This window comes from Bacillus sp. FAU20, from assembly GCF_056033865.1.
Genome location: NZ_JBVYHY010000021.1, coordinates 354,739 through 379,776 on the forward strand (window position 1 = coordinate 354,739; position 25,038 = coordinate 379,776).

At 35.9% G+C, this 25,038-nt stretch carries 23 protein-coding genes and 1 other annotated feature; of the genes, 7 read left to right on the forward strand and 16 right to left on the reverse strand.

Annotation, left to right across the window (positions count from 1 at the left end; genetic code table 11):
• The first annotated feature begins 347 nt into the window (after positions 1-347).
• Together AC0OM3_RS15570 and AC0OM3_RS15575 are read left to right on the forward strand one after the other, a co-directional pair.
• Positions 348-1,643, forward strand: a complete 1,296-nt coding sequence (locus AC0OM3_RS15570) for an Nramp family divalent metal transporter (RefSeq protein ID WP_474212322.1) — start codon at positions 348-350, stop codon at positions 1,641-1,643.
• A 196-nt stretch (positions 1,644-1,839) separates the two neighbouring features.
• Positions 1,840-2,370: a GNAT family N-acetyltransferase gene (locus tag AC0OM3_RS15575; protein ID WP_053514141.1), complete on the forward strand. Its 531-nt coding sequence runs from the start codon at positions 1,840-1,842 to the stop codon at positions 2,368-2,370.
• A 51-nt stretch (positions 2,371-2,421) separates the two neighbouring features.
• Here AC0OM3_RS15575 and AC0OM3_RS15580 read toward each other — a convergent pair whose 3' ends face one another.
• The 7 genes from AC0OM3_RS15580 to AC0OM3_RS15610 all read right to left on the reverse strand — a co-directional run bounded on the left by AC0OM3_RS15580 (position 2,422) and on the right by AC0OM3_RS15610 (position 10,127).
• Complete coding sequence (locus AC0OM3_RS15580) at positions 2,422-4,050, reverse strand: peptide ABC transporter substrate-binding protein (RefSeq protein WP_000823521.1); 1,629 nt, start codon at positions 4,048-4,050, stop codon at positions 2,422-2,424.
• 153 nt (positions 4,051-4,203) lie between these two features.
• A complete protein-coding gene (locus AC0OM3_RS15585) occupies positions 4,204-5,529 on the reverse strand; it encodes a bifunctional S-methyl-5'-thioadenosine deaminase/S-adenosylhomocysteine deaminase (RefSeq protein ID WP_474212324.1) in 1,326 nt (441 codons plus the stop codon).
• A 53-nt stretch (positions 5,530-5,582) separates the two neighbouring features.
• Complete coding sequence (locus AC0OM3_RS15590; protein WP_000350133.1) at positions 5,583-5,942, reverse strand: YunG family protein; 360 nt, start codon at positions 5,940-5,942, stop codon at positions 5,583-5,585.
• A 27-nt stretch (positions 5,943-5,969) separates the two neighbouring features.
• Positions 5,970-6,413 carry a GNAT family N-acetyltransferase gene (locus tag AC0OM3_RS15595; protein WP_000702232.1) on the reverse strand — a complete coding sequence of 148 codons (444 nt, stop codon included), beginning with the start codon at positions 6,411-6,413 and terminating at the stop codon, positions 5,970-5,972.
• 210 nt (positions 6,414-6,623) lie between these two features.
• Positions 6,624-8,138, reverse strand: coding sequence for an acetyl-CoA hydrolase/transferase family protein (locus AC0OM3_RS15600; RefSeq protein ID WP_474212326.1), 1,515 nt, complete (start codon positions 8,136-8,138; stop codon positions 6,624-6,626).
• Between the two features lie 127 nt (positions 8,139-8,265).
• The gene (locus tag AC0OM3_RS15605) at positions 8,266-8,910 is read right to left on the reverse strand and encodes a LytTR family DNA-binding domain-containing protein (RefSeq protein ID WP_000390213.1); all 645 of its coding nucleotides are present in this window, start codon (positions 8,908-8,910) and stop codon (positions 8,266-8,268) included.
• Between the two features lie 293 nt (positions 8,911-9,203).
• A complete protein-coding gene (locus tag AC0OM3_RS15610) occupies positions 9,204-10,127 on the reverse strand; it encodes an alpha/beta hydrolase (RefSeq protein ID WP_474212328.1) in 924 nt (307 codons plus the stop codon).
• A gap of 204 nt (positions 10,128-10,331) precedes the next feature.
• Between AC0OM3_RS15610 and AC0OM3_RS15615 the strand changes: the two genes are divergently transcribed.
• A complete protein-coding gene (locus tag AC0OM3_RS15615) occupies positions 10,332-11,093 on the forward strand; it encodes a DODA-type extradiol aromatic ring-opening family dioxygenase (protein WP_000982905.1) in 762 nt (253 codons plus the stop codon).
• Between the two features lie 48 nt (positions 11,094-11,141).
• On the opposite strand, the gene AC0OM3_RS15620 is transcribed toward AC0OM3_RS15615, so the two are convergent.
• From AC0OM3_RS15620 to AC0OM3_RS15630, 3 genes are all read right to left on the reverse strand, one after another.
• Entirely contained in the window at positions 11,142-12,356 is a 1,215-nt protein-coding gene (locus AC0OM3_RS15620) for a multidrug efflux MFS transporter (protein WP_000179321.1), read from the reverse strand.
• Positions 12,357-12,523: 167 nt separating this feature from the next.
• Positions 12,524-13,384, reverse strand: a complete 861-nt coding sequence (locus tag AC0OM3_RS15625; protein WP_000390848.1) for a GNAT family N-acetyltransferase — start codon at positions 13,382-13,384, stop codon at positions 12,524-12,526.
• 18 nt (positions 13,385-13,402) lie between these two features.
• Positions 13,403-14,119, reverse strand: coding sequence for a DUF554 domain-containing protein (locus AC0OM3_RS15630; protein ID WP_000236038.1), 717 nt, complete (start codon positions 14,117-14,119; stop codon positions 13,403-13,405).
• Positions 14,120-14,325: 206 nt separating this feature from the next.
• Here AC0OM3_RS15630 and AC0OM3_RS15635 point away from each other — a divergent pair, with 206 nt between their 5' ends.
• A complete protein-coding gene (locus AC0OM3_RS15635) occupies positions 14,326-15,429 on the forward strand; it encodes a CapA family protein (RefSeq protein WP_074594772.1) in 1,104 nt (367 codons plus the stop codon).
• A 52-nt stretch (positions 15,430-15,481) separates the two neighbouring features.
• Positions 15,482-15,700, forward strand: coding sequence for a hypothetical protein (locus tag AC0OM3_RS15640; protein WP_000916801.1), 219 nt, complete (start codon positions 15,482-15,484; stop codon positions 15,698-15,700).
• Positions 15,701-15,789: 89 nt separating this feature from the next.
• Here the strand turns inward: AC0OM3_RS15640 and ilvA are convergent, their stop codons facing one another.
• From ilvA to ilvE, 6 genes are read right to left on the reverse strand one after another with little or no spacing between them, the layout of a single operon-like run.
• Positions 15,790-17,052, reverse strand: coding sequence for a threonine ammonia-lyase IlvA (gene ilvA / locus AC0OM3_RS15645; protein WP_000250358.1), 1,263 nt, complete (start codon positions 17,050-17,052; stop codon positions 15,790-15,792).
• Positions 17,053-17,083: 31 nt separating this feature from the next.
• On the reverse strand, positions 17,084-18,757 hold the full coding sequence (ilvD, locus tag AC0OM3_RS15650; RefSeq protein WP_001255812.1) for a dihydroxy-acid dehydratase: 1,674 nt from the start codon (positions 18,755-18,757) through the stop codon (positions 17,084-17,086).
• A 46-nt stretch (positions 18,758-18,803) separates the two neighbouring features.
• On the reverse strand, positions 18,804-19,811 hold the full coding sequence (gene ilvC / locus AC0OM3_RS15655; protein ID WP_000861145.1) for a ketol-acid reductoisomerase: 1,008 nt from the start codon (positions 19,809-19,811) through the stop codon (positions 18,804-18,806).
• A gap of 14 nt (positions 19,812-19,825) precedes the next feature.
• A complete protein-coding gene (locus AC0OM3_RS15660) occupies positions 19,826-20,056 on the reverse strand; it encodes an ACT domain-containing protein (protein ID WP_002163928.1) in 231 nt (76 codons plus the stop codon).
• Positions 20,053-21,768 carry an acetolactate synthase large subunit gene (gene ilvB, locus AC0OM3_RS15665; protein ID WP_000813476.1) on the reverse strand — a complete coding sequence of 572 codons (1,716 nt, stop codon included), beginning with the start codon at positions 21,766-21,768 and terminating at the stop codon, positions 20,053-20,055. Before ilvB ends, AC0OM3_RS15660 begins: the two co-directional genes overlap by 4 nt.
• Positions 21,769-21,790: 22 nt before the next feature.
• Positions 21,791-22,690 carry a branched-chain-amino-acid transaminase gene (gene ilvE, locus AC0OM3_RS15670; protein ID WP_046945413.1) on the reverse strand — a complete coding sequence of 300 codons (900 nt, stop codon included), beginning with the start codon at positions 22,688-22,690 and terminating at the stop codon, positions 21,791-21,793.
• Between the two features lie 150 nt (positions 22,691-22,840).
• Positions 22,841-23,080: a binding site (T-box leader), on the reverse strand.
• 545 nt (positions 23,081-23,625) lie between these two features.
• On the opposite strand from ilvE, the gene AC0OM3_RS15675 reads away from it, so the two are divergent.
• A complete protein-coding gene (locus AC0OM3_RS15675; RefSeq protein WP_000911806.1) occupies positions 23,626-24,384 on the forward strand; it encodes an SDR family oxidoreductase in 759 nt (252 codons plus the stop codon).
• A gap of 90 nt (positions 24,385-24,474) precedes the next feature.
• Positions 24,475-25,011 carry a peptide-methionine (S)-S-oxide reductase MsrA gene (gene msrA / locus AC0OM3_RS15680; RefSeq protein WP_001291891.1) on the forward strand — a complete coding sequence of 179 codons (537 nt, stop codon included), beginning with the start codon at positions 24,475-24,477 and terminating at the stop codon, positions 25,009-25,011.
• Positions 25,012-25,038: the final 27 nt, after the last annotated feature.

The window sequence follows — 25,038 nt, forward strand, 5'->3', positions numbered from 1 at the left end:
AACAAGATTACACATCAAAACACTATGGTTATGTTGTAATCCCAATATATTATATATCATACAAATGCAATTCCATCAATTAATATGCTGGATTATCGGCTTTATGTTCACATAAATTTCAAAATTGACCCTTTAATTTATTATGTTTCCCTACGTCATCACACCATAAACTCCCAATTTATTTTACATTATCACACCATTCATTGCATAAAGGCATATAATTTGCATTAAGGAAACTTTCGTGTTCAAATGAAATTATCACATAACATATTTAAATGTATTGAAATAATGAGTAAGAATACATACAATAATTTCATCAAGTTAACATTTTAAAGGGGAAAACTACTATGAATAAAGATATAACAAAAGATGAACATCTCCCTTCTGAAAGTACAACTGTACAATCAGCTCACTTAGCTTTAAGTGGAGAAACAAAAGGCTGGAAAAGGCTGTTACCATTTTTAGGACCCGCTTTTATCGCATCCGTTGCTTATATTGACCCTGGCAACTTTGCTACAAATATCGCAGCTGGTTCACAATATGGATATTTACTATTATGGGTTATACTCGCTTCTAACTTAATGGCTGTATTAATCCAAACTTTATCAGCTAAATTAGGAATTGCTACAGGAAACAATTTACCCGAAATAGCTCGTGAAAACTTTCCAAAGCCTGTGTCTATCGGTTTATGGATACAAGGTGAACTAGTTATTATGGCTACAGATTTAGCGGAATTTATTGGAGCTGCTTTGGGGCTTTACTTACTATTTGGAATCCCGATGCTACCTGCCGCTTTAATTACTGCAGCCGGATCATTTATTATTCTTGAGTTTCAACGTAGAGGATTTCGTCCACTAGAAGCTATTATTACAGGAATGATTTTCATTGTAGTAATAGCTTTTGGAATTCAAGTTTTTTATGCAAAACCAGAATTAAGTCCCCTTCTTTCAGGACTATTTATTCCAAGATTCCAAGGTGTAGATAGTATATTACTTGCAGCAGGGATTTTAGGTGCGACAGTTATGCCGCATGCAATCTATTTACATTCCGCCTTAACGCAGCGGCGCGTAGTCGGAACAAATGATGAACAAAAGAAAAAGATTTTCCGCTTCGAGTTTATCGATATTATTATTGCAATGGTTATTGCTGGAGCAATTAATGCAAGTATGTTAATTGTAGCAGCTGCTCTATTCTTTAAAAACGGCTTGCACGTTGAAGATTTAGATGTTGCTTACACTCAATTTACCAATTTAGTAGGTCCTGTATCGGCTGCATTATTTGGGATTGGACTTTTATCAGCAGGACTATCTAGCTCTTCTGTCGGTACAATGTCGGGTGATATTATTATGCAAGGTTTCATTCGAATGCATATTCCGTTATACTTACGCCGATTTATTACAATGATTCCACCATTAGTTATTATCGCTTTAGGTGTAAATCCAACTTACGCTCTAGTCATGAGCCAAGTCGTCTTATCATTCGGTATTGCATTTGCGCTAGTACCACTTATTATGTTTACAAGTAACAAAAAGATTATGGGTGCACTCGTTAACCACCGTATAACAACATTTATCGCTTGGATAATTGCAGCACTCGTTATCATTTTAAATATCTTCTTACTGTATCAAACATTTGTAGGGTAATGAAAAAGGGTATTCCAATTTTAATTTGGAATACTCTTTTTTCATTATTTGTATTAATCCTATAAAGTCTTTTTAAAATAAATTATATACTCTATTTCCAGCCAATAACTTCCTTACACCTTGAATAATCTTTATTTTCAGATTAAATTATATAATAACAAATACATTCTATTTTCATGTGAAAAGGAGCGAAAATATGTTTCCTTTATTAAAAACTGAAAGACTCATTTTAAGAGAACTTACCGAAGAAGATGCACCGCGTATACTACAATGCTTTTCTAATACTAATGTACTGCGCTATTATGGCCAAAAACCGTTACAAGATGTTGATCAAGTGAAACAAATCATTCATAACTTTAAGTTGAGTTACAATGCAAGAAGCGGTATAAAATGGGGAATCGAATTAAAAGACACGAAAGAACTCATCGGTACCATTGGTTTTCATGATTGGTCTTCTGAGCATAAACGAGCCAATATAAGTTATGCCTTTTTGCCTGAACACTGGGGAAAAGGATATGCGACTGAAGCTGTTTCTGAGGTTATATCATACGGTTTCCATACGATTCATTTAAAGCGGATTGGAGCAATTGTATTTCTTGAAAATGAAGCTTCCAATAAAGTACTATTAAAATTAGGCTTTGAAAAAGAAGGCGTTCTAAAAAATTATATGTATCAAGATGATGTCCCATATGATACGAATTTTTACGCTTTATTAAAATCGGTTTAATAGAATTCATGTGTAAAAAACCTTACTTTTAAAAAGTAAGGTTTTTTATATTTATTCATTAGCAATATAAGCATTCTTATAAGTATAAATACCACCAAATTGATGCTTTTCAATTCCTTTTACATAATCCTTTTGTACATATGCTGAGCCAATATGATAAAGCGGCGCTACCGCAGCATCTTCTAATAATACCTGCTCGGCTTCTCGCAACGCTTCCCATCGGTTTTCCGTATCTAGTACAAAATCCGTTTTCGCTTTCTTTATTAATTCATCGTAATGAACATTAGAATAATTCATTTTATTATTCGGATTCCCTGTCGTAAATAACTCTAAATAACTAATTGGGTCTTTATAGTCAGGTCCCCAGTTTGCCATAGTTATATCGTAATCACCTGCTTGTTCTAACTGTAATTTTTGCTTAAATGGCTGTTGTTTAATTTGTATCGCGATTCCTTGCAAATTCTTTTCTAAATCACCTTTTATATATTCTGCCATCCGTTTTGCATTATCTTGTTCAAACGTTAAAAACTCGAGGTTTACTTGCTCTACTTCAAGCTCTTTTTTCGCTTCTTTCCAAATCTTTTGCGCATTTTGCAAATCATATGAAGAAAGATCTCCGTTTTCTTTTCTAAAATCTTTACCGGTCACTTCATTTACATGACCAACTGGTACAAGCCCGCTTGCAGGTTTTGCTCCGTTATTAATAAAGTGAGCAACGAAATCATCCTTATTTAACGCTAATGAAATAGATTGACGCACCTTTTTATTTGCTAACGCGGTATTTTTTTCATTAAAACGAAGCATAGCAATTCCAGGATCACTCGACATATGTAATTCCTTATTCCCTTTATACTTGTCTACAACTTGCGAATTAATAGGTACTCGATCCAAATCTCCGGCTTCATATAAATTTACAGCTGTCATTGTATCCTTTACGATATGAAAGTTTATTTCGTCTAATTTCACTTTCTTTCGATCCCAATATGCAGCATTCTTCTTTAATTGAAACTCTTGTTCATGCTTCCATTTTTCTAATACAAATGGCCCGTTATATATGAGATTACTAGGTTCCAATGCATAATTGTTTCCTTGTTCTTTCAAAAATGATTCATGCTGTGGTAAGTATATAGGTAGTGCTAACAACTGTAAAAAATACGGAACCGGCTGTTCGAGTTCAACTTCTAACGTATAATTATTTATTGCTTTAACCCCAAGTGCATCAAGAGGCATTGTTCCCTTATTAATCTCTTTCGCATTTTTCACATAAAAGAGCATGTATGCATATTGAGATGCCGTTTCAGGGTTAATTGCACGTTTCCACGCAAATATAAAATCATTTGCTGTTACATTATCTCCATTTGACCATTTTGCATCTTTACGCAAGTTAAATGTATATTTCTTACCATCTTCACTTCTTTTAAACGATTTTGCTACTGCTGGAGTAGGCTGATCTTGATCATTTAATACATATAACCCTTCAAATATGTTTTGCATAACGTGTGCTGATGTACCATCCATCGTTTTCGCAGTGTCCAGAGAAGGAATTTCTTCTGATACTGTTACATTTAACACTTGTTTTTTAACCTCTGTATCACTTTTATTCGCTTTATTATTACAAGCTGTTAATAATAAAGATGTAACAAGTGCCATTACCATTAAATGGCTCTTTTTTCGCTTCATGAGTTGTTCTCCTTAAGTATAAAATATTATAAAGCGTTATATATTATAGCAGAAATAATAACAGAAAGATGCGACATTCTTTTGAATATTTATTCGTTCAAGAAAAAAGCTATCCTTTTAAAGGATAGCTTTTTTCAACTGCCACATAATTATCTATCTTTGCAAACCTCGTTTATAACGACTTGCTTCAAATATAATACGCTCTTCATCTAACGTTTTACATTCGCCATTCCAAACGACACGGTTTCCATTAATAATGACATCGCTAATATCTTTTCCACTGGCAGCATATACAAGATGCGATAACACTTCATCTGCTGGTTGTAAATGCGGCTTATTAGATGGGTCAATCGTAATAAAATCGGCACACTTTCCAACCTCAAGTGATCCTGTTTGTTTCATGCCGATTACTTCAGCAGCTCCTTTAGTCGCAAGTGTAAGAGCTGTTTCAACTGGTAACGCTGTTGCATCTTGGTGAATACCTTTTTGTAGTAAAGTCGCTATGCGCATTTCTTCAAACATGTCTAAATTATTGTTAGATGCAACACTATCTGTTGCAATTCCTACTTTTATTCCTGCTTCTAGCATCGCTTTTACATTCGCTATACCAGAACCTAGTTTTAAATTACTATTCGGATTATGAGCTACTCGAACGTCATGTTCTGCTAAAAATGCACGCTCATCATCATTTAATACTACACCGTGTGCAATAACTGTTGGGCGTTTAAACAATCCGCAGCTCGCTGCATATTCTACTGGACGTTTTCCATATTGTGCTTCAATATCACGTACTTCACGGTCTGTTTCAGAAAGGTGGATATGAACCATCGTTTGATTCTCTACTGCAATCCGTGCGCACTCTTCTAACAATTCTGTACTACATGTATATGGACTATGTGGTGCAACCATCGTAGTTAACATGCCACTTTCGTTATAGTAACGCTTCACATATTTCTCAGCTTCTTCAATCGCTTTCTTTTCATCGTCTTTCGTTCCGAAGCTAAATAAAGTCCTTGAAACAGCAGCTCGCATCCCGCTCCTTGATACCGTTTCCATAATTGCATCTTGATCTACTCCAATTGGATTAAACATGTCAGAGAATGATGTTGTACCACTTTTCACCATTTCAAGTAATCCTAGTTCCGTACTAGCGACCGCAAGCTCTGGAGTAAATTGACTTTCCAGTGGCCAAATTCTCGTCTCAAGCCATGGTTGTAATAGCATATCATCTCCAATACCTCTTAGGAGACTCATTACAACGTGTGTATGTGTATTTACAAGCCCTGGTAAAACCCATTTTCCTTTCATGTCAATTACTTCATCTACTTCAAAATCATTAGCGAATTCTCCGCTCTTTACATCTATAATTTGATCATTTTCTACAATGATATATCCATTTTCTATCACTTCGTTTTGTTCATTCATCGTTACAATTGTAGCGTTTACATAAGTTGTTTTCAAAAGTATTTCCCCTTTCAACTCTATGAAGTTCCCTTTAATAAGTTACCACCATTATAGTAACTTATTAAAGATTAAGAGTCAAAAGATAATTTTAATTCTTTTGTTATTTTTCCCTTCAAAATGCTATATTGCTTTTCATTTGTATCTGCAAATGCTTCTTCCCGATTTGATTCCACATCCAAATAATTCAGGTTTTCATTGAATTGAACCTCTGTAAAATCAAACCTCTGCCCATCTATAAAGTTATAAAAATGCCACACGCTCCCTATTTTTGTCTTTTTAATTTTCCCTCCGTATATGTCTTGAACGACTAGAGCTGTAACACCACATTGTCCCTTTGCTGGATTTTCAATTGTCCACTTTGAGCTTGTTTCAATCGACCACGATCTTATTAGTGCTTCATATATTTGCTTTCTCTTTACATGATCCATTCTCAGCTTCTCCTACTATTAATTGTTTTACACATCATATTTCAAAAGGGGCAGTAAACGATCCTTAAAAACAGTTGATGGTGTTTCTCCGATTAACTGTGCTCCCATTTTCAGGTAATATCCTTTTGCATTCGGATCACTATCAATCGTAAAACTTTTTAAACCTAGTTCATTTGCTTTTTCTATTACATACTCCCAAAGTATTTTCCCGTAGCCTTTCCCTTTGTATCGGGGATGAATGTACAGGAAATCGAGAGCTTTATCATTACGTAAAAATGAGAAAAAACCAATCTTCGTATTATCGTTTTCTAAAACATATACAAAGTTATTTTTTATGTACTCTTCTGTAATTGTTAAATCTTCCTTACAAGCAAGTATGAATTCTTCACTATAATTCCACGTTGCTTTTGAGTGTAGTGCGAGTTCACTCAATTCATTTGCTTCACTTAATAACGCTTTTCTTATCTTCATGATTCTTTCTCCTCACCTTCGATATATACACTATAAAATGATTCGAAAATTAATTTAAAAAACCTCTTATTTCCGTAAATAAGAGATTACTTTTATAATTCTTCATACTAGATAATAATTTTTTAAAAGAAAAAAACGCCATTCCTGAAAATTGGCGTTCTTTTCTTTCAATCTTTATAGCATATTATTCTAAGAATCATTCTTATATTTCTATACAGTTTCTACTACCGCTTCAAGCATTGTTCCATTTTTAGCATAATTCGTATGCCAAGAAAAAGCTTTTTCTAAAATATGAGGAGTTTGTCCACCTCTTGTTTTTGCTTCTTCGTAATAAGCACGTAGTTGATCACGATACATTGGATGTGCGCAATTCTCAATAATAAGTTCCACTCTTTCTCTTGGCGCAAGTCCCCTTAAGTCGGCATACCCCTGTTCAGTGACAATAACATCTACATCATGTTCAGTATGGTCTACATGCGAAACGAAAGGAACGATACTTGAAATGTTACCACCTTTTGCAATCGATTTCGTAACAAAGATAGCTAGGCGTGCATTTCTCGCAAAATCACCAGAACCACCAATACCATTCATCATTTTTGTACCTAAAACGTGAGTAGAGTTAACATTTCCGTATATATCTAATTCTAAAGCCGTATTAATTGAGATTAATCCAAGGCGACGAATGATTTCAGGATGATTGGAAATCTCTTGTGGACGCATCATTAATTTGTCACGATATTTTTCAAAGTTAGAAAATACTTGTTGCATTTTCTCTTCAGAAAGCGTGATAGAACAACAAGAAGCAAAATTGACTTTTCCAGCATCCATAAGATCAAAAACTGCATCTTGTAAAACCTCGGAATATACTTCTAAATCTTCAAATTCTGAATCTAACACTCCGTGCAATACGGCGTTAGCCACTGAACCAATTCCTGATTGTAACGGCGCTAAACGATTTGTTAATCGGCCTACTTTGACTTCTTCTCGAAGGAATTCTATTAAATGCTGTGCCATAATAACAGTTTCTTCATCCGGAGGAACAATTGTCGATGGCGAATCCAATTGATTCGTAAACACAATTCCCTTCACTTTTTCAGGATCAATTGGAATACCGATTGTTCCAATTCGGTCATCTGTTTTCACAAGCGGAATTGGAAGTCTCTCCCCTTGTTTACCTGGTTCATATAGATCGTGTAGCCCCTCTAATTGCGCGGATTGAGCCATATTCATTTCAATAATAATAGACTTAGCATTTAAGGAAAACGCTAAGGAATTTCCAATTGAAGTGCTTGGAATAATCATTCCGTCCTCTGTAATCGCAACCGCTTCCAAAATAGCGAAATCTATATCCAGAACGTCTGCGCGGAGTAACTCTGCTGTATGAGACAAGTGTTGATCCACAAATAAAAAGTCTCCGTTATTAATTCCTTTTCGCATAGTCGCGTCAGCTTGGAAAGGTAATCTTTTCCCTAAAATTCCTGCCTCAGCAAATAATTTGTCTACATCCGAGCCTAAAGAAGCCCCAGTATAAACATTTACTTTAAAAGATTCATCATTCTTAACTCGGTTTACAAGCGCAAATGGGACTGCTTTTACATCACCTGCACGTGTAAACCCACTTAAGCCTAAAGTCATTCCACTTTGAATCCAAGAAGCTGCTTCTTCAGGTGTAACTACCCGATCTTTTAGACGTTGATCTCTGATTCTATCTAAATTATTCTCCATATGTAATCCCTCTCTCATTGAATATTCATAATTATTTTACACATTAACACTATCAAAATAGGGATTTTAGTATACAATGCCGAAAATTCAGACAGAACAGCAAATCTAGGTTCTAAAGCAGAAAAATTTAGAATCCTAGAAGCTTACGGAAATAACTAGCGTATGATTGACTAACTGGTACTCTCTCACCATTATCCATCGAAAGTACAAAAGTAGAATGGGTATCAGGATAAATCGCTTTAATATGATTAACATTTACAATAAATGAGCGGTGACATCTAATAAATGAATCTTTAGGAAGCAAGTATTCGAATTCTTGCAGAGAGTATTTATGTGTTCCTGATAACTCTTCTGAATTCACATACGTCTTTTTATCTTTAGCCTCTAAATACATAACCTTTGAAAAAGGAACCGGAATCCAGCCGTCTGTTGTTTTTAAAGTAACGACTGACTTTCCATCCGTTAAAGCTGGATAAATTGCCGTTACGCACCCTTCAAGCTTTCCATTGTTGGAAAATGGTACAGCCATTCCATGATAAGGAATACCAAAAACATCCCGATTCATAAACTCAGAGGTTTTTTGATTCATCACCATCGCTTTATAAGCAATCGTTCCTTCCTTTATGGGATCCCCGACACTAATCTTTAAATCAATTCGTTTACTTGGCCGATAGTAAATATATTCTTTCGTATTCGAAACAGCAATTGAAATTTCATCTGAAAATAATTCCCCAACAACATCTAGTAATAAACCTAATGTTCTATCTTCCATTCTATTAACACCTCATTCACTATTATACTACTATTATGAACAGGCATCTGTTTCTTTATAAATAGTTTGATTTTAAGTTATTTTTAAAATTAGTTTTATTCACTATTACTTCGTTACTACAAAAAACCTCACTTCAGAAAATTGAGGTTTCCTCTCATACAATATTTCTTTATTTTTTAACGACTATAGAATAAGATTTATTTTTTATTAAGTAAAGTGAATTTAAGAATTTATTGCCCGTATTTCTGTAAAATAGATAAGCCCAAGCTGTAAACAGTTTGGGCTTATCTTTCTCATTTATTATGCGCATTTAACCACGAAATTAAATCTTTAAATACTTCATCCTTATTTACTTCATGAAACATTTCATGTCTACCATTTTCATATAAACGTAGTGTCACGTCTTTCACACCACATTTTTTATAGTTTTCATATACTTCTTTTACACCTTTCCCCATATCGCCAACAGGATCACGATCACCAGAGAATATATGTATTGGAAGATTCTTTGGCGTCTTCTTGTATTCTTCTAGTTTATTTACTTCTAATACACCAGAAAATAATTCTCGGTAAAAACTCGTCGTACAAATGAAACCACATAACGGATCCGCAATATATTTATCAACTTGATTATTATCTGAAGATAACCAATCGAATTTTGTACGATTTGGCTTAAAGTTCGAATTGAAGTTTCCGAAAGATAAAAAGTTTAACATTGGACTTTTCGTTTTTGCCCCACGCAATTTCATTTCGATTGTTGCTACTTTATGACCAATAACTCCTAAAAGCCCTGGATTTCCACCTGTTCCTGAAATCAAAAATCCATCGTATAGTTCACCCCTAAGTTGTACAGCACGTCTTGATAAAAAAGAACCCATACTATGTCCTAGTAAAAACAAAGGACTTGACTGCTCTTCTTTTATCCTTTCTGAAACAAAGATAACATCCGATACAACTTGATTCCACCCTATATTTGGTTCAAAATGACCATAATCTTCTTCTCTCTTCACCGTTTTCCCATGACCTTTATGATCATGTGCATAAACACCATAGCCTGCTTCTAATAAAGCATCAATAAAGTCTGTATAAACACCTGCATGTTCTGTCATACCATGTGCAATTTGAATAATCCCTTTCGGTTCATCTTCTGGTAACCACTTACGCAAATAAATTTCCGATCCATCCAATGCCGTAACGAAACTTTCCTGTACGTTCATTTCGTCAGCTCCCAACTCTATTATGTATCTTTAAAAATGAATATCCATTCATTATTCTTACTATGTATTATATGCAATTGCCTTCATTATGACAAATGACTCACTTTTCTAATTAGCTCTTAAATTAATATGTTGACGAACCATCCGTAAAATTATATAGTTACTTATATAAAGTAATTGTTATATTTTTGGGAGGTTTCTATTATGATGCCATCACTATTTTTAGCACATGGTTCGCCTATGCTCGCTATTCAAGATACAGACTATACACGATTTTTAAAAACACTTGGAGAAACATATAAACCGAAAGCAATTGTTATTTTCACTGCTCACTGGGAAAGTGAAGTATTAACGATTTCCTCATCAGATAACGAGTATGAAACAATTTATGATTTTGGAGGTTTTCCCCCTGAGTTATACGAAATCAAATATCGTGCGAAAGGCTCTTCTAGCATTGCATCTATGTTAGAAACAAAATTTAAGAACAAAGGTATTCCAGTCCATCATAATATGACGAGAGGTTTAGATCATGGTTCATGGACACTTCTGCACCGCATGTATCCAGAAGCAAATATTCCTGTCGTGCAAATATCAGTAAATCCATTCCTTTCTGCAAAAGAACAATTTGAAATTGGAGAAGCATTTAAAGGACTTGGACAAGAAGATATTTTAGTAATCGGTAGTGGCGTTACCGTTCATAATTTACGAGCACTGAAATGGAATCAAACTACACCTGAAAAATGGGCAATTGAATTTGATGATTGGATTATTAAACATATGCAGAATAACGATAAAGATGCATTGTTTAATTGGGAGAAAAATGCTCCTCATGCACAATTAGCAGTACCAAGAGCAGAGCATTTTGTTCCTTTGTTTATTGCAATGGGAAGTGGCGAGAACAGCGGTGAAGTCATTCACCGTAGTTATGAGCTTGGTACATTAAGCTATCTATGTCTTAAATTTTAAAGAAAAGGATGAAGCAATCATTGCTTCATCCTTTTTTCATTCACTTAGTTAACTAACTTCCAAATGTCGTTTCTCTGATACCTCTTCGTTCTTATTATGAAAATAAACCCAGATACATGCAATAAATAATAGTGATGATGTAGAGAGGAAAACATATTGGAAACCTGCATGCGCTGCAATTTGTCCCCCGAGCACTGGACCAATCATATTTCCTAAAAACTGAAATGATTGATTATATCCAAATATTCGTCCCGTAACATGGGTTGGTGTATGTTGTTTTAGTAGAGTTTGTACGGAAGGTAATAATCCTGCTTGTGCGATACCTAATAAAAATCGAAGAATTAATAGTTGCCAAGCTGAGGTTACAAATGCTTGCGGGATAAAAATAATTCCTGCAGCAAACAACGCTACAACTAACGTTTTTTGAGGACCGATATGATCTGATAATCTTCCTAGTCTTGGTGCTGCTAAAATAACTGCTAATCCTGTTGCTGACATAACTGCTCCCGCAATTGTCTCAATATGTGCAGTATGAGGACCTACTAAATTTTTCACGTACAATGTAACAATTGGTTGAACTGACATATTAGCAAGTTGAATAATAAATGTTGTAACAAACAAACTAATAATTAAATGCTTCGCTGGGACCATCGTCCATACTTTTTTCGGCTGTGTTTTTTTTGCTTGAGCAGAGTGATTTTCTTCATGCAGGAAGAAAAAAACGATGAGAAAGGAAAGGAATAAAAAAGCTCCTGTAACAAGAAAGACATGACGCATTCCAATTAATTCAGACAAATAACCTCCAAGTAACGGGCCAAGTAACGAACCGCTCACACCACCAGTTGAAATTGTGGAAATCGCCCAACCTGAATGTTCTTTCGGAGTTTCTGCTGCAATAAATGTCATCGCTGTTGAAAGGAAACCAGATACTGCTCCCATTAAAAATCGTAGTGCGACTAGTTGATACACATCCGTTACAAACCCCATAAGCGTCATAATAACCGCCATACCGAGGCTAGCACGAATAAGCATCAATTTCCGTCCATGTATATCACCAAGCTTTCCCCATATTGGCGATACGATCGCACCCATTAAAAATGTTACACCAAATGCAAGTCCCGACCACTGTGCAATACTTGAAGTGCCAGTTACTCCTAATTCCTCAATATAAAAAGATAAGAAAGGAATTACTAAACTCATACCGGCTGCAGTGGTAAAACAACCTAGCCAACAAATCATTAAATTTCGTTTCCAGCTGGCCATTTTCACACCTTCTTTCTTTAGATACCCATTCTACACCCTTTCTTGTAAAAAGTTTAGTAATCTGCTTTACTCGTAAGATTTACTACAAAACCCGCTATTTTCTAGTAAAAATCACTACATCTCTACATCATTTTCATAATAAAACCAACTTCCCTAGATGAAGTTGGTTACTTATTATCTATCGGTATTAAACGAGCATTACAATTTCTCTCGTAAAACTCAATGGGACCCGCTTGTCCAATAATCGCATATTCATATCCATTTTGTTTCATATTATATAAACAATGATGCAATAATTCTTTTCCTACACCTGTCACACGATTTTGTTTCGCTACGCCCATTGGACCAAATAATCCTTTCTTTCCTCTCACTACATCGTAACAGGCGAAACCAATTATCACTTCCCCCTGCTGTGCAATATAGATAGGTAACTTTTCATTATATGTCCGAAATCCGTAATCAACCGACTGTAACCACCGTTCACCAAATTCATCCGCCACAAATCGTGATAACTTATCAAAATCAGAAGGTCTAGCTCTTCTTACATGACAAAATAATGTGTTATAAGTAGGTTTAAAACTATTTAAATCAACCGCTAAGTCTCTTGGTGCAGCTGTAATACGTAATATATCTTCTTGCATTTGTGTATGTATAAATTCGCCAATATCTGTATCTACACGAAATAATGCATACATAATATGTCCTTCATTGATTACTACTTGCTGAAAGCGTTCCATACGTTTCTTCGCTATTTGTAAAATTTCTATCGCCTTATAAGATAGCTTATATTGCCCTATTTTTTTATACTCTTGATTATGTAAATCGAATCGTTTTCGTAACGAAAGTTTTTCTGAAAAATCTCGACCGACTTTATGAAACAAATACATATATAACTCAGCACAAACTCCTGTACCTTCTTTACACATACCTATAAACAGGTGGACCGGGTGAATTATGTTATACTCACTCTCTTCTGCTGCAATCTCCAATATTTTATGCACACGTTTTGTAAATTGAAATTCCTCCATATGTATTTCCATCCCCTACTACTTTACTATTAAACTGTAACCATAAATAATTGAAACAATTACACCCACTACCAATATACCTGGAAGTAAATTTGCCACTTTAATTTTAATAAATCCGAGTAAGTTTAATCCGATAGCAGATATCATAATGCCGCCCGCAGCCGTCATCTCCACTATAAATTGGTTCATTAATTCTTCCGGGACAAAACTATTAATTTGTGTTGCAAAAACTGCAATACCACCTTCATATAAAACAACTGGAATCGCCGAAAATACTACGCCAATGCCTAGAGTTGTCGTTAATATAATAGAAATAAATCCATCGATAATCGCCTTTGTAAATAAAATATCATGATTTCCGCGAATCCCACTGTCAAGTGCACCAAGTATCCCCATCGCACCAATTGCAAAAATTAAAGTAGCTGTTACAAAACCTTCTGATATGCTGCCTTTTCCCTTCAATCCAACTTTATTTTCTAGCCAATACCCTAAATGTTTTAACTTTTCTTCTAATTGTAACCATTCTCCAATTACCGTACCAATCACTAAACTCAGTATGACAACAAGAAAGTTTTCACTTTTTAATGCCATTTGAAGCCCAAGCACAGTAACCGCTAAACCAATTGCGTGCATTATCGTCCCTTTCATACTTTCTGGGATCCTACTAAATAATTTACCAAGTAAAGTACCAAATATAATACAAATTCCATTTACAACTGCTCCTAATATAACCATTTCTCATTCTTCACCCTTCGAATTCTTTATTTCTATATTTTGGTTTATACATTGATTTACAGGTTACCTATATGTTAACTTAATATTGAGAATATTAACAAATGTTTTCCACTACATAACCCGCTATTTTTTTTGTAACTTTAATTACCTTTATATAGATTCAGTTTTAATTTAATTGCGGGATAATATTAAAAGGGAAGGGATATATGAAAACTTTACTAAAACGATTTTTGTTAATAGCCTTTTTCATTACACCGATTGTTTTATTAATCAATTACTCTTTTATTTCAAAAGCAAAAGACAAACCCGATTTACAAAACAAATCTAGTAAAACCGCTTCAAAAAGCGAAAAGAAAATAGAAGACCAAGAAATCACACTCACCTTCTCTGGTGATACAATGTTTGATTGGCAATTACGTCCTATAATCGAAAAGAATGGGGCTGATTACCCATTCCAACATGTAAAAGAAGAAATAAAAAAAGCTGATATTTCTTTTGTGAATTTAGAGTCGGCATTTACAGCGAAAGAAAAGAAAGCACCTGGGCAACTGTTTTGGATTAAAAGTGATCCATCTACACTACAAGCCATTAAAAACACTGGATATGACATCGTAAATATTGGGAATAACCACACACTTGATTATGGGCAAGATGGATTATTAGATACGATTTCTCACGTAGAAAAATTAAAGCTCCCTTACATTGGAGCCGGAAAAAATGCGAAAGATGCATATACAGCACGAGAAATGACCGTAAAAGGGAAAAAGTTTAAATTTCTTTCCTTCGTTCGATTTATGCCTGATTCTAATTGGGTAGCTGGTGAGAATAAACCTGGCGTTGCGAATGGCTATGATTTAAATCTTGTAACAAAAACAATTAAAGAACAAAAACAAGATGCAGACTATTTAATCGTCTATATGCATTGGGGCGTTGAAAAATCAAACCGTCCGGTAGAATACCAAAAACAATATGTACCTAAAATGGTTGACGCAGGAGCCGACGCGATTGTCGGGAGTCACCCACATTGGTTACAAGGGTTTGAGTATTATAACAAAGTTCCTATCGCTTACTCATTAGGTAACTTTTTATTCCCAAGTTACGTGAGCGGGAAAAGCGCCGAAACTGGCGTATTAACTTTAACTTTTAAAGGAAAGGATGTTCAAATGTCATTCAATCCTTACATCATTCGCAACAACCAAATCTCCCCTGTAAATAAGGAAGAAAAGAAAAAAGCTCTACAATATTTACAAACGATTTCAACTGATGTAGAAATTGATGATACAGGGAACATAAAAAACAAACGAAACTAGACAACGCAAGATCTATTTTTCTGTAACATACTTTACAGAATAGGTGATGAACATGCTGAAAAACTTATTAGAAAATGTAAGTTTGTTAGAAAACATTTATAAAATATCTATAGCCGTTCTACTTTTATGTTCATTTTTCTCTGTTAGACTTCTAAAAAAAATAAAACGCGAGCGAAAACTTACTACCTTTGAATTTACTATGTATGTAATCATTCGTATTGCGATACTCTTTTGGTTAACTAGCTTTATCCTTCTTGAATATGGAAAATAATTAGTTTAACTATAAAAAAGATAGAACAAGCAGCATTTCCCTTGCTTGTATCTATCTTTTTTTATTTGGATGCTAACTCTTTCCTTCTATTAAATAAGTAAATCAAACAAAACAGGGTTTTTATTAAGCTCCATAAATTGAATGTTATTTTCTTTAAAACGAGTAATTAATTGCTCATAATCCTCTTTATGTTTCAACTCTACGCCGACTAACGCTGGACCATTTTCTTTATTATGTTTCTTAATGTATTCAAAGCGCGTAATATCATCTTCTGGTCCTAATCCTTTATCAAGAAATTCTCTTAGCGCACCTGAACGCTGCGGGAATTCAATGATGAAGTAATGTTTTAATCCTTCGTAAATGAGCGAACGTTCTTTTATTTCTTGCATTCTATCAATATCGTTATTTCCACCACTTAGCGTACATACAACTGTTTTACCTTTTATTTCATCTCTATATAAATCAAGCGCTGCAATAGATAGGGCACCAGCCGGTTCAGCTACAATTGCATTTTTCTTATACAGTTCTAAAATCGTCGTACAAACTTTTCCCTCTGGTACTAAAACAATGTCATCAATTACATCTTTACAAGTTTCAAATGTTAACTTTCCGACCTTTTTAACAGCTGCCCCATCAACAAAACTATCTATTTTCTCTAATGCGACATTTTCATTTTGAAGAAAGGCCTCTTTCATAGAGGCAGCTCCCATCGGCTCTACACCAATGACTTTTGTAGCAGGACTAACACCTTTTACATATGTACCAACACCTGATGCTAATCCACCACCACCAATTGCTGTAAAGATATAATCCACTGGTTTCTCCATATCATGCATAATTTCAACTGCCACTGTTCCTTGACCAGCAACTACATACGGATCATCAAATGGATGAACGAACGTCATCCTATTTTCTTCACAATAGCGCTGTGCTTCTTGGAACGAACTATCAAATGTATCACCAACTAATACAATTTCCGCAAAATCGCCACCAAAAAACTGTACTTGCGATACTTTTTGTTTAGGTGTCGTTGTCGGCATAAATATCTTTGACGGAATCTTCAATAAATTGCACGTATAAGCAACTCCTTGTGCATGATTACCAGCACTTGCACAAACAACGCCGTTTTGTAATTGTTCTTCCGATAAACTTTGAATTAAATTGTACGCACCACGAATTTTGAAAGAGCGAATCAATTGTAAGTCTTCTCGTTTTACATAAACGTCACAATCATATTTCTCAGATAAAACTGTATCACGTTGTAACGGTGTTTTAATAATGATATCTTTCATGCAATTATGTGCCATTAAGATCTCTTCAATTTTCACTCTCTCCTTTACCTTCTGCACCATTATATATCATCCTTATCTTTTTTAAATTGGCTCAATCAAAATCCGGGATTTTTAGAACTGCACCTGTATTCGCCGATGTTACCATTTGTGCATAACGTCCAAGCCAGCCAGTTTTCACTTTCGGTTCTGGTCTTTTCCACTCTTTTTTACGCTTATTTAATTCTTCATCACTCACTCTTACTTCTAACAATCTTTCCTCAACATCGATACAAACGATATCCCCTTGTTCAAGAAGCGCAATCGTTCCGCCCGCAGCTGCTTCTGGTGAAATATGCCCTACTGAAATACCACGTGAAGCACCCGAGAAACGACCATCCGTTAATAGCGCAACATCTGCACCTAATCCCATACCAGCAATCGCTGACGTTGGTGCTAACATTTCTGGCATACCAGGGCCACCTCTTGGTCCTTCATAACGAATGACAACTACATCTCCTTTTTTCACTTTCCCAAGCATAATGCCAGCAAGTGCCTCATCTTGTGAATTAAAAATAACGCAAGGTCCTTCAAAACGCTTTACCTCTGTTGCACCGCTTTTAATAACAGCTCCATCTTTCGCAAGGTTTCCTTTTAATATACGCAATCCTCCTTCCTCACTATGAGGGTTTTCAAGAGAGTGAATAACTTCCTTATCTTTAATCTCTGCCTCAGCAATATTTTCTCTTAATGTTTGCCCAGTAGCAGTAATACGATCTAAATGAAGTACTCCCTCTTTTCGGCTCATCTCTTTCAAAATTGCACTAATCCCGCCCGCACGATCAATATCTTCCATATGCCAATTTGAGGCTGGACTTACTTTACATAAATGAGGTACACGTCTTGAAACTGCATCAATACGATTCATATCATAATCTAGTCCTGCCTCTTGTGCGAGTGCTAGCGTATGTAATACTGTATTCGTTGATCCACCCATCGCCATATCAAGTGCAAAAGCATCGTCAATCGCTTCTTCTGTTACAATATCACGCGGCTTAATATCTCTTTCAATTAAAATTTTCAATTTCTCTGCTGCTTGTTTAATTAACTCTTCACGTCTTGGATCAATTGCTAAAATACTCCCGTTACCAGGAAGAGCTAAACCTAACACTTCACATAAACAATTCATAGAGTTCGCGGTAAACATACCCGAACAAGAGCCACAAGATGGACAGCCATGATCTTCAATATCTTTTAATTCTTCTTCTGAAATTTTCCCAGATTGATAAGCTCCTACTCCTTCAAAAACGGAACTTAAATCAACAACTTCTCCTTTAGATGTTTTTCCTGCTGCCATCGGGCCGCCTGAAACAAACACAGTCGGAATGTTAATACGTAGTGCAGCCATCATCATACCAGGTGTAATTTTGTCACAGTTTGGGATACAAATCATGCCGTCAAACCAGTGTGCATTTACAACCGTTTCTACTGAATCTGCAATAATTTCACGACTCGGAAGAGAATAACGCATACCGATATGTCCCATCGCAATACCATCGTCAACTCCAATTGTATTGAATTCGAATGGTACCATACCTGCCGCGCGAACTGCCTCTTTTACAAGTTTCCCAAACTCGTTCAAGTGCTTATGCCCTGGAATAATTTCAATAAAAGAATTACAAATCGCTATGAAAGGTTTATCAAAATCTTCATCTTTCAAACCAGTTGCTTTTAATAAACTACGGTGCGGCGCTTTATCAAAACCTTTTTTAATCATGTCACTTCTCATCTTGTCAAATCCCCTCTTACATATTTTTCATTTATACTCTCTTACTCTATTTCCTTACTAATTCTTTCGGTGCATGAATCCAGCTCATCATTTCACGAAGCTCTACTCCCACTTTTTCTAATTGATGATTTTGTTCTGCTTTTTTCATTGCGTTATACGTCGGACGCCCTGCTTGATTTTCTAAAATCCATTTCTTCGCAAATTCACCTTGCTGAATTTCTGTCAAAACACGCTTCATTTCTTTCTTCGTTTCATCTGTAACAATTCTCGATCCTGTTACATAATCTCCAAACTCTGCCGTATCTGAAATAGAATGGCGCATAGTCGTTAATCCACCTTCGTACATTAAGTCAACAATTAGCTTTAATTCATGCAAACATTCAAAGTATGCAATTTCAGGACGATATCCACCTTCCGTTAACGTTTCGAACCCGGCCTTCACAAGTGCAGTTACCCCGCCGCAAAGTACAGCTTGCTCACCGAATAAATCCGTTTCAGTTTCTTCTTGGAATGTCGTTTCAATTACACCCGCACGTGTACACCCTACACCTTTTGCATACGCAAGTGCTACATGTAATGCTGTTCCCGTTGCATCCTGATGTACTGCGACTAATGCCGGAACACCATTTCCTTCTTGAAATACACGGCGAACGAGATGACCTGGACTTTTTGGCGCAACCATCGCTACATCTACATAACTTGGCGGATTAATTTGTCCGAAGTGAATGTTAAATCCATGTGAGAAAAGTAACATTTGTCCTTCACGAAGATTCTCTTCTACCTCTGCTTTATACACATGAGCTTGCTGTTCATCTGGCAATAACATTTGTACAACTTGTGCGGTTCGAACCGCTTCTGAAACAGACATTACTTCAAACCCATCCGCTTTCGCTACTTCATACGACTTACCAGGACGAACACCAACTACAACTTCTACACCAGAATCACGTAAATTTTGTGCTTGCGCATGACCTTGTGATCCATAGCCAACTACTGCAACAGTTTTCCCTTGTAATAACTCTACATTTGCATCTTTCTCATAATACGTTTTCATATTCCATACACTCCTTATAATTTATTTACTTGCAGAACATCAATTAATTTTTTCAACTGACTAACAAGTAATGTCGCTTCATTTTCAGTACAAACTGCTGTGAGTTTCATTTCAGAAACACCACTAGTATCTCTTTCATTTAAGTGTAAAGAAGAAATATAATAACCACGCCGAGCAAAAACCCCACTTATACGTAATAAGACACTTGGCTCGTTATGAATAACGAGTGAAAAAGTATGACTCATTCTTCCCACCTCTTCATAATCATTTCGTTATTCCCTTTGTTTGGCGGAACCATCGGAAATACGTTTTCACCTTCTTCTACACAAAAATCAACTACGACAGGACCTTCATAAGCAAAAGCTTCTAACATCACTTGTTTCGCCTCGGTTGAATTTGTTGCTCTTAATCCCTTCACTCCATAAGCTTCTGCTACTTTCACAAAATCTGGCGATCCAATTTTTGATTCTGATAAACGATTTTCATAAAACATTTCTTGCCATTGCCTTACCATCCCTAAAAATTTGTTATTTATAATAAATACTTTTACAGGGATGTTATTTTCAGCAATTGTTTGTAGTTCTTGAATGTTCATTTGAAAAGAAGCGTCACCTGCAATACAAATGACAAGTTCTTCTTTTTTAGCTAACTGAGCACCAATTGCTGCTGGAAACCCAAACCCCATCGTACCTAATCCTCCAGAAGTAAGGAACGTCCGAGGTTTTCTTGCTTTATAGAAGTGAGCAGCCCACATTTGATGCTGTCCTACTTCTGTTGTGACAATCGCTTCACCATTCGTTAATTCACTTACTAAGTTGATCACATGCTGTGGTTTTAACTCAGATTCTTTTTGCTTATAAGAAAGTGGATATTCTTCTTTCCATGTCTTTACTTTCTGAAGCCATTCGTCTGTTTGTGTATAAATAGACATATGTAACAACATGTGTAACGCTTTTTTCACATCACCAACAATCGGATGCTCTACAGTTACATTTTTATGAAACTCAGAAGGATCAATATCAATATGTACTTTTTTCGAGTGTGGAGAAAAAAGTTCTAATTTTCCTGTTACACGATCATCGAAGCGAACACCTAATGCAAGTAGTAAATCACATTCTGTTACCGCCATATTAGCAGCGTATGTCCCATGCATACCAAGCATCCCTAGAAACAATGGATCCCCCGGTGGATATGCACCAAGTCCCATTAAAGTTGAAACGACTGGAATACGGTTCTCCCTTGCGAATCCGAAGAGTTCATCGGATCCACCTGAATGAATGACACCTCCTCCAATATAAAGAAGTGGACGCTTTGATTTTGAAATTGCTTTAGCTACCTCTCTAAGTTTCATGCTGTCTGGTACAAGTTCTGGTTTGTACCCCGGAATATCAACTTCTTCATTAAAGAAACTGGTGACTTTTGCATTTTGAACATCTTTTGGAATATCGATTAATACTGGTCCCGGTCGTCCGCTTTTGGCGATGTAAAAAGCTTCTTGCATAACTTGTGATACATGATTTACATCACGAACTTGGTAATTATGCTTCGTAACAGGTACTGTAATTCCGACAACATCCGCTTCTTGAAATCCATCTTTACCAATTAAAGGCGTTGCAACTTGGCCGGTAATGACAACTAAAGGAATCGAATCCATATAAGCGTCTGCTAAGCCCGTAACTAAATTTGTCGCCCCTGGACCAGAGGTAGCAAAGACTACCCCGACTTTTCCAGAAGCTCTCGCATATCCTTCAGCCGCATGAATGGCAGCTTGTTCATGACGAGTTAAAACATGTTTCAAACCACTTTCGTATAACGCATCGTATACTGGTAAAATCGCTCCGCCTGGATAGCCGAAAATGGTCGTTACACCTAATTTCTTTAAACATTGAATCACGTGCCCAGCGCCTGTCATTTCTTCATACTGTAACTTCTCATACGCTGTATACTGCTGCTTCATTTCAATTAACTCCTCTCCTTATTTATGCTAAGCTTTCCGTCAGCCCGGGAACACGTACTCCTCTTTCTCTCGTTAATTTTTTAAATTCTTCAGTCAATTGTTTCGTTACATTTCCTGGTTTCCCATCTCCAATTTCTCTCGAATCAACTTTTACAACTGGAATTAACTCCGCTGCTGTTCCTGTTAAAAATACTTCATCCGCTACATATACATCATGGCGAGTGAATGGTCTTTCCTCACACGGAATACTCAGTCGTTCACATAGCTCGATAACACTATTTCTCGTAATACCTTCTAATGCTCCTAAATAGGATGGCGGGGTTAATACTTTTCCATCTTTCACAACGAAAACATTATCGCCAGAACCTTCACAAACATATCCTTGTTGATTTAACATAAGAGCCTCTAACACTCCTGCTTGTGCCGCTTCAATTTTTACAAGTACGTTATTTAAATAATTCATTGACTTAATACGTGGATCTAACGCGTCTGGCGTATTACGTCTTGATGCAACAGATACAACACTTAACCCATTATCATAAAATTCTTGTGGGAATAAATTTAATTGTTCTGCAATAATAATTACGCTCGGCTTCACACAACTTCTCGGATCGAGCCCTAAGTCACCTTTTCCTCTTGAGACAATTAAGCGAATGTAAGCATCAGCATATTCATTTTTTTGGAGTGTATGTAAAACCGCTTCTTCCATTTCTTCTACCGTCATTGGAATTGTTAGTAAAATAGATTTCGCTGATTCATATAATCGTTTCACATGTTCTTTTAAACAAAATACATTTCCTCCGTAACTACGAATCCCTTCAAATACACCGTCTCCGTATAAAAAACCGTGATCATAAACTGAAACAACTGCCTTTTCTTTTTCTACAAATTCCCCATTCATGTAAATGTACTGGTTTCCCATCTCACATCGCTCCTCTTTTTTTCTCTATTTTTGCAACCTATTTCTACATCGATTGCTGAGATGAGTATTTTTAACAGAATATTCAGTATATAAATCTTAAAAATATACTCGTCTCAACAATCGATTACATACATACTTGTAGCGATCCATTGCTGAGACGAGGGAATCGTGGTACCACTCAGCTTCCTTATACTTCTCACGAAATATAAGCTCTGCAAGTCCAATTAGACTTTTGTTTTTCTATCGGGAACAACCCCGCTACTTTTTACTAGTTTTCAAAAGTAGTGCTCCAAGGTGATTTTCAATGAGTGAATCGTTACCACCCTCACAGCCTCGGGGCAGCTCTCTGAAACAATCTTTATCATTTACTCTCCTCTTCTACGCATTCTCTTCTTCTATTTTAAAAAATAAAAACTCTCGCCTCAGCAATCAACTACTACAATTTAGTAGCTTTGATTGCTGAGGCGAGAGTTTCGCGTTACCACTCAGCTTCCTTATACTTCTCACGAAATATAAGCTTTGTAGGTCCAATCAGACCTCCGTCCTTTTACCGGAGACGATGCCGCCGCCCTCTACTCAGTTTCCCTTTCGCAAGCGATGCTCCGAGGTGATCTTCAATGATTCGATTGTTACTACCCTCACAGCCTTGGAGTAGCTCTCTGAAACGATCATAATCATCTACTTTCCTCTTCTTTGCATATACAACATATAAAGTTAGAAAATTCTTAATTAACTTTTATTTGTTACACGTATTATAGGACGTTGTTCTTTTCGTTGTCAACATGTTTTTTCGAAAAAATCAAAATTCATTCTATTTATTTTTTCTCAAATCAAAATTGGAATGCATTACTTACATACACTCATATATTACTTAAGTATGTTTGCATTACTACATAAAGAAAAACTTATAAAGTTTATGAGGAGATGAGGAAACTATGTTAAAAGGGAAAGTAGCGTTAGTTACAGGAGCAAGCCGAGGAATTGGACGAGCGATCGCTAAACGTTTAGCAAATGACGGTGCATTGGTTGCTGTTCATTACGGTAATCGAAAAGATGACGCTGAAGAAACTGTTCATGAAATTCGATCAGATGGTGGCCAAGCTTTTTCTATCGGCGCAAATCTAGAATCCTTACACGGTGTAGAAAACCTTTATAACGCTTTAGATACTGAATTACAAAAGTGCACTGGTGAAACACAATTTGATATTTTAATAAACAATGCTGGCATTGGTCCTGGTGCTTTTATTGAAGAAACGACTGAACAATTTTTTGATAGAATGGTTTCAGTAAATGCAAAAGCTCCATTCTTTATCATTCAACTAGCACTACCACGTTTACGTGACAATAGCCGAATTATTAATATTTCATCCGCTGCCACCCGCATTTCTTTACCTGATTTTGTTGCATATAGTATGACGAAAGGCGCTATTAATACACTGACTTTTACACTAGCAAAACAGCTTGGAGCACGAGGAATAACGGTGAATGCAATACTTCCAGGATTTATTAAAACAGATATGAATGCAGAACTCTTGAGCGACCCAATGATGAAGCAGTACGCTACTACTATTTCCGCTTTCAATCGCTTAGGTGAAGTAGAAGACATTGCCGATACTGCTGCATTTCTTGCTTCTCCAGACAGCCGCTGGGTTACTGGACAATTAATTGATGTGAGCGGAGGATCTTGTTTATAAAAAACATATATTTTCAAATCTTTTTTATTGCGCAATAAAACAATTTATATAATACTATATAAAACATATACATTTAGGAGGATTACAGCAATGTCCGAAAAAACATACGAACTCGCAACCTTCGCAGGCGGTTGCTTTTGGTGCATGGTAAAACCATTTGATGAACTTCCTGGTATTCATAAAGTACTTTCTGGCTATGCAGGAGGTCATGTAGAAAATCCAACATATGAACAAGTAAAAGCTGGAACATCTGGACATTTAGAAGTTGTTCAAATTACATTCGATCCTTCTATTTTTCCTTATCAGAAATTACTAGACTTATATTGGCCACAAATCGATCCAACTGATGATGGCGGACAATTCTTTGACCGTGGTCCATCTTATCGCACTGCTATTTTTTATCATACTGAAACACAAAAAGAGCTTGCTGAAAAATCAAAACAATCTCTTGCAGAAAGCGGTATGTTTAAAGATCCAATCGTAACTGCAATTCGCCCGTCTGCACCTTTTTATGAGGCTGAAGAATACCATCAACATTTCTATAAAAAGAACCCAGAGAAATATGCTACTGAGCAAAAAGAATCTGGCCGTGAAGACTTTATAAAAGAAAATTGGCAAAAAAAATAATAAAAACGCATCGTGCTTTTTTAGTAC

Coding starts and splice junctions, on each gene's coding strand:
- AC0OM3_RS15600 (WP_474212326.1), bottom strand. CDS start 8,138: ATGGAGAATAATTTAGATAGAATCAGAGATCAACGTCTAAAAGATCGG.
- AC0OM3_RS15635 (WP_074594772.1), top strand. CDS start 14,326: ATGAAAACTTTACTAAAACGATTTTTGTTAATAGCCTTTTTCATTACA.
- AC0OM3_RS15640 (WP_000916801.1), top strand. CDS start 15,482: ATGCTGAAAAACTTATTAGAAAATGTAAGTTTGTTAGAAAACATTTAT.
- AC0OM3_RS15610 (WP_474212328.1), bottom strand. CDS start 10,127: ATGAACGTACAGGAAAGTTTCGTTACGGCATTGGATGGATCGGAAATT.
- ilvE (WP_046945413.1), bottom strand. CDS start 22,690: ATGGGAAACCAGTACATTTACATGAATGGGGAATTTGTAGAAAAAGAA.
- ilvD (WP_001255812.1), bottom strand. CDS start 18,757: ATGAGAAGTGACATGATTAAAAAAGGTTTTGATAAAGCGCCGCACCGT.
- AC0OM3_RS15675 (WP_000911806.1), top strand. CDS start 23,626: ATGTTAAAAGGGAAAGTAGCGTTAGTTACAGGAGCAAGCCGAGGAATT.
- AC0OM3_RS15605 (WP_000390213.1), bottom strand. CDS start 8,910: ATGGAAGATAGAACATTAGGTTTATTACTAGATGTTGTTGGGGAATTA.
- ilvB (WP_000813476.1), bottom strand. CDS start 21,768: ATGAAGCAGCAGTATACAGCGTATGAGAAGTTACAGTATGAAGAAATG.
- AC0OM3_RS15660 (WP_002163928.1), bottom strand. CDS start 20,056: ATGAGTCATACTTTTTCACTCGTTATTCATAACGAGCCAAGTGTCTTA.
- AC0OM3_RS15590 (WP_000350133.1), bottom strand. CDS start 5,942: ATGGATCATGTAAAGAGAAAGCAAATATATGAAGCACTAATAAGATCG.
- AC0OM3_RS15625 (WP_000390848.1), bottom strand. CDS start 13,384: ATGGAGGAATTTCAATTTACAAAACGTGTGCATAAAATATTGGAGATT.
- AC0OM3_RS15575 (WP_053514141.1), top strand. CDS start 1,840: ATGTTTCCTTTATTAAAAACTGAAAGACTCATTTTAAGAGAACTTACC.
- AC0OM3_RS15570 (WP_474212322.1), top strand. CDS start 348: ATGAATAAAGATATAACAAAAGATGAACATCTCCCTTCTGAAAGTACA.
- AC0OM3_RS15615 (WP_000982905.1), top strand. CDS start 10,332: ATGATGCCATCACTATTTTTAGCACATGGTTCGCCTATGCTCGCTATT.
- AC0OM3_RS15620 (WP_000179321.1), bottom strand. CDS start 12,356: ATGGCCAGCTGGAAACGAAATTTAATGATTTGTTGGCTAGGTTGTTTT.
- ilvC (WP_000861145.1), bottom strand. CDS start 19,811: ATGAAAACGTATTATGAGAAAGATGCAAATGTAGAGTTATTACAAGGG.
- AC0OM3_RS15595 (WP_000702232.1), bottom strand. CDS start 6,413: ATGAAGATAAGAAAAGCGTTATTAAGTGAAGCAAATGAATTGAGTGAA.
- msrA (WP_001291891.1), top strand. CDS start 24,475: ATGTCCGAAAAAACATACGAACTCGCAACCTTCGCAGGCGGTTGCTTT.
- AC0OM3_RS15630 (WP_000236038.1), bottom strand. CDS start 14,119: ATGGTTATATTAGGAGCAGTTGTAAATGGAATTTGTATTATATTTGGT.
- ilvA (WP_000250358.1), bottom strand. CDS start 17,052: ATGGTGCAGAAGGTAAAGGAGAGAGTGAAAATTGAAGAGATCTTAATG.
- AC0OM3_RS15580 (WP_000823521.1), bottom strand. CDS start 4,050: ATGAAGCGAAAAAAGAGCCATTTAATGGTAATGGCACTTGTTACATCT.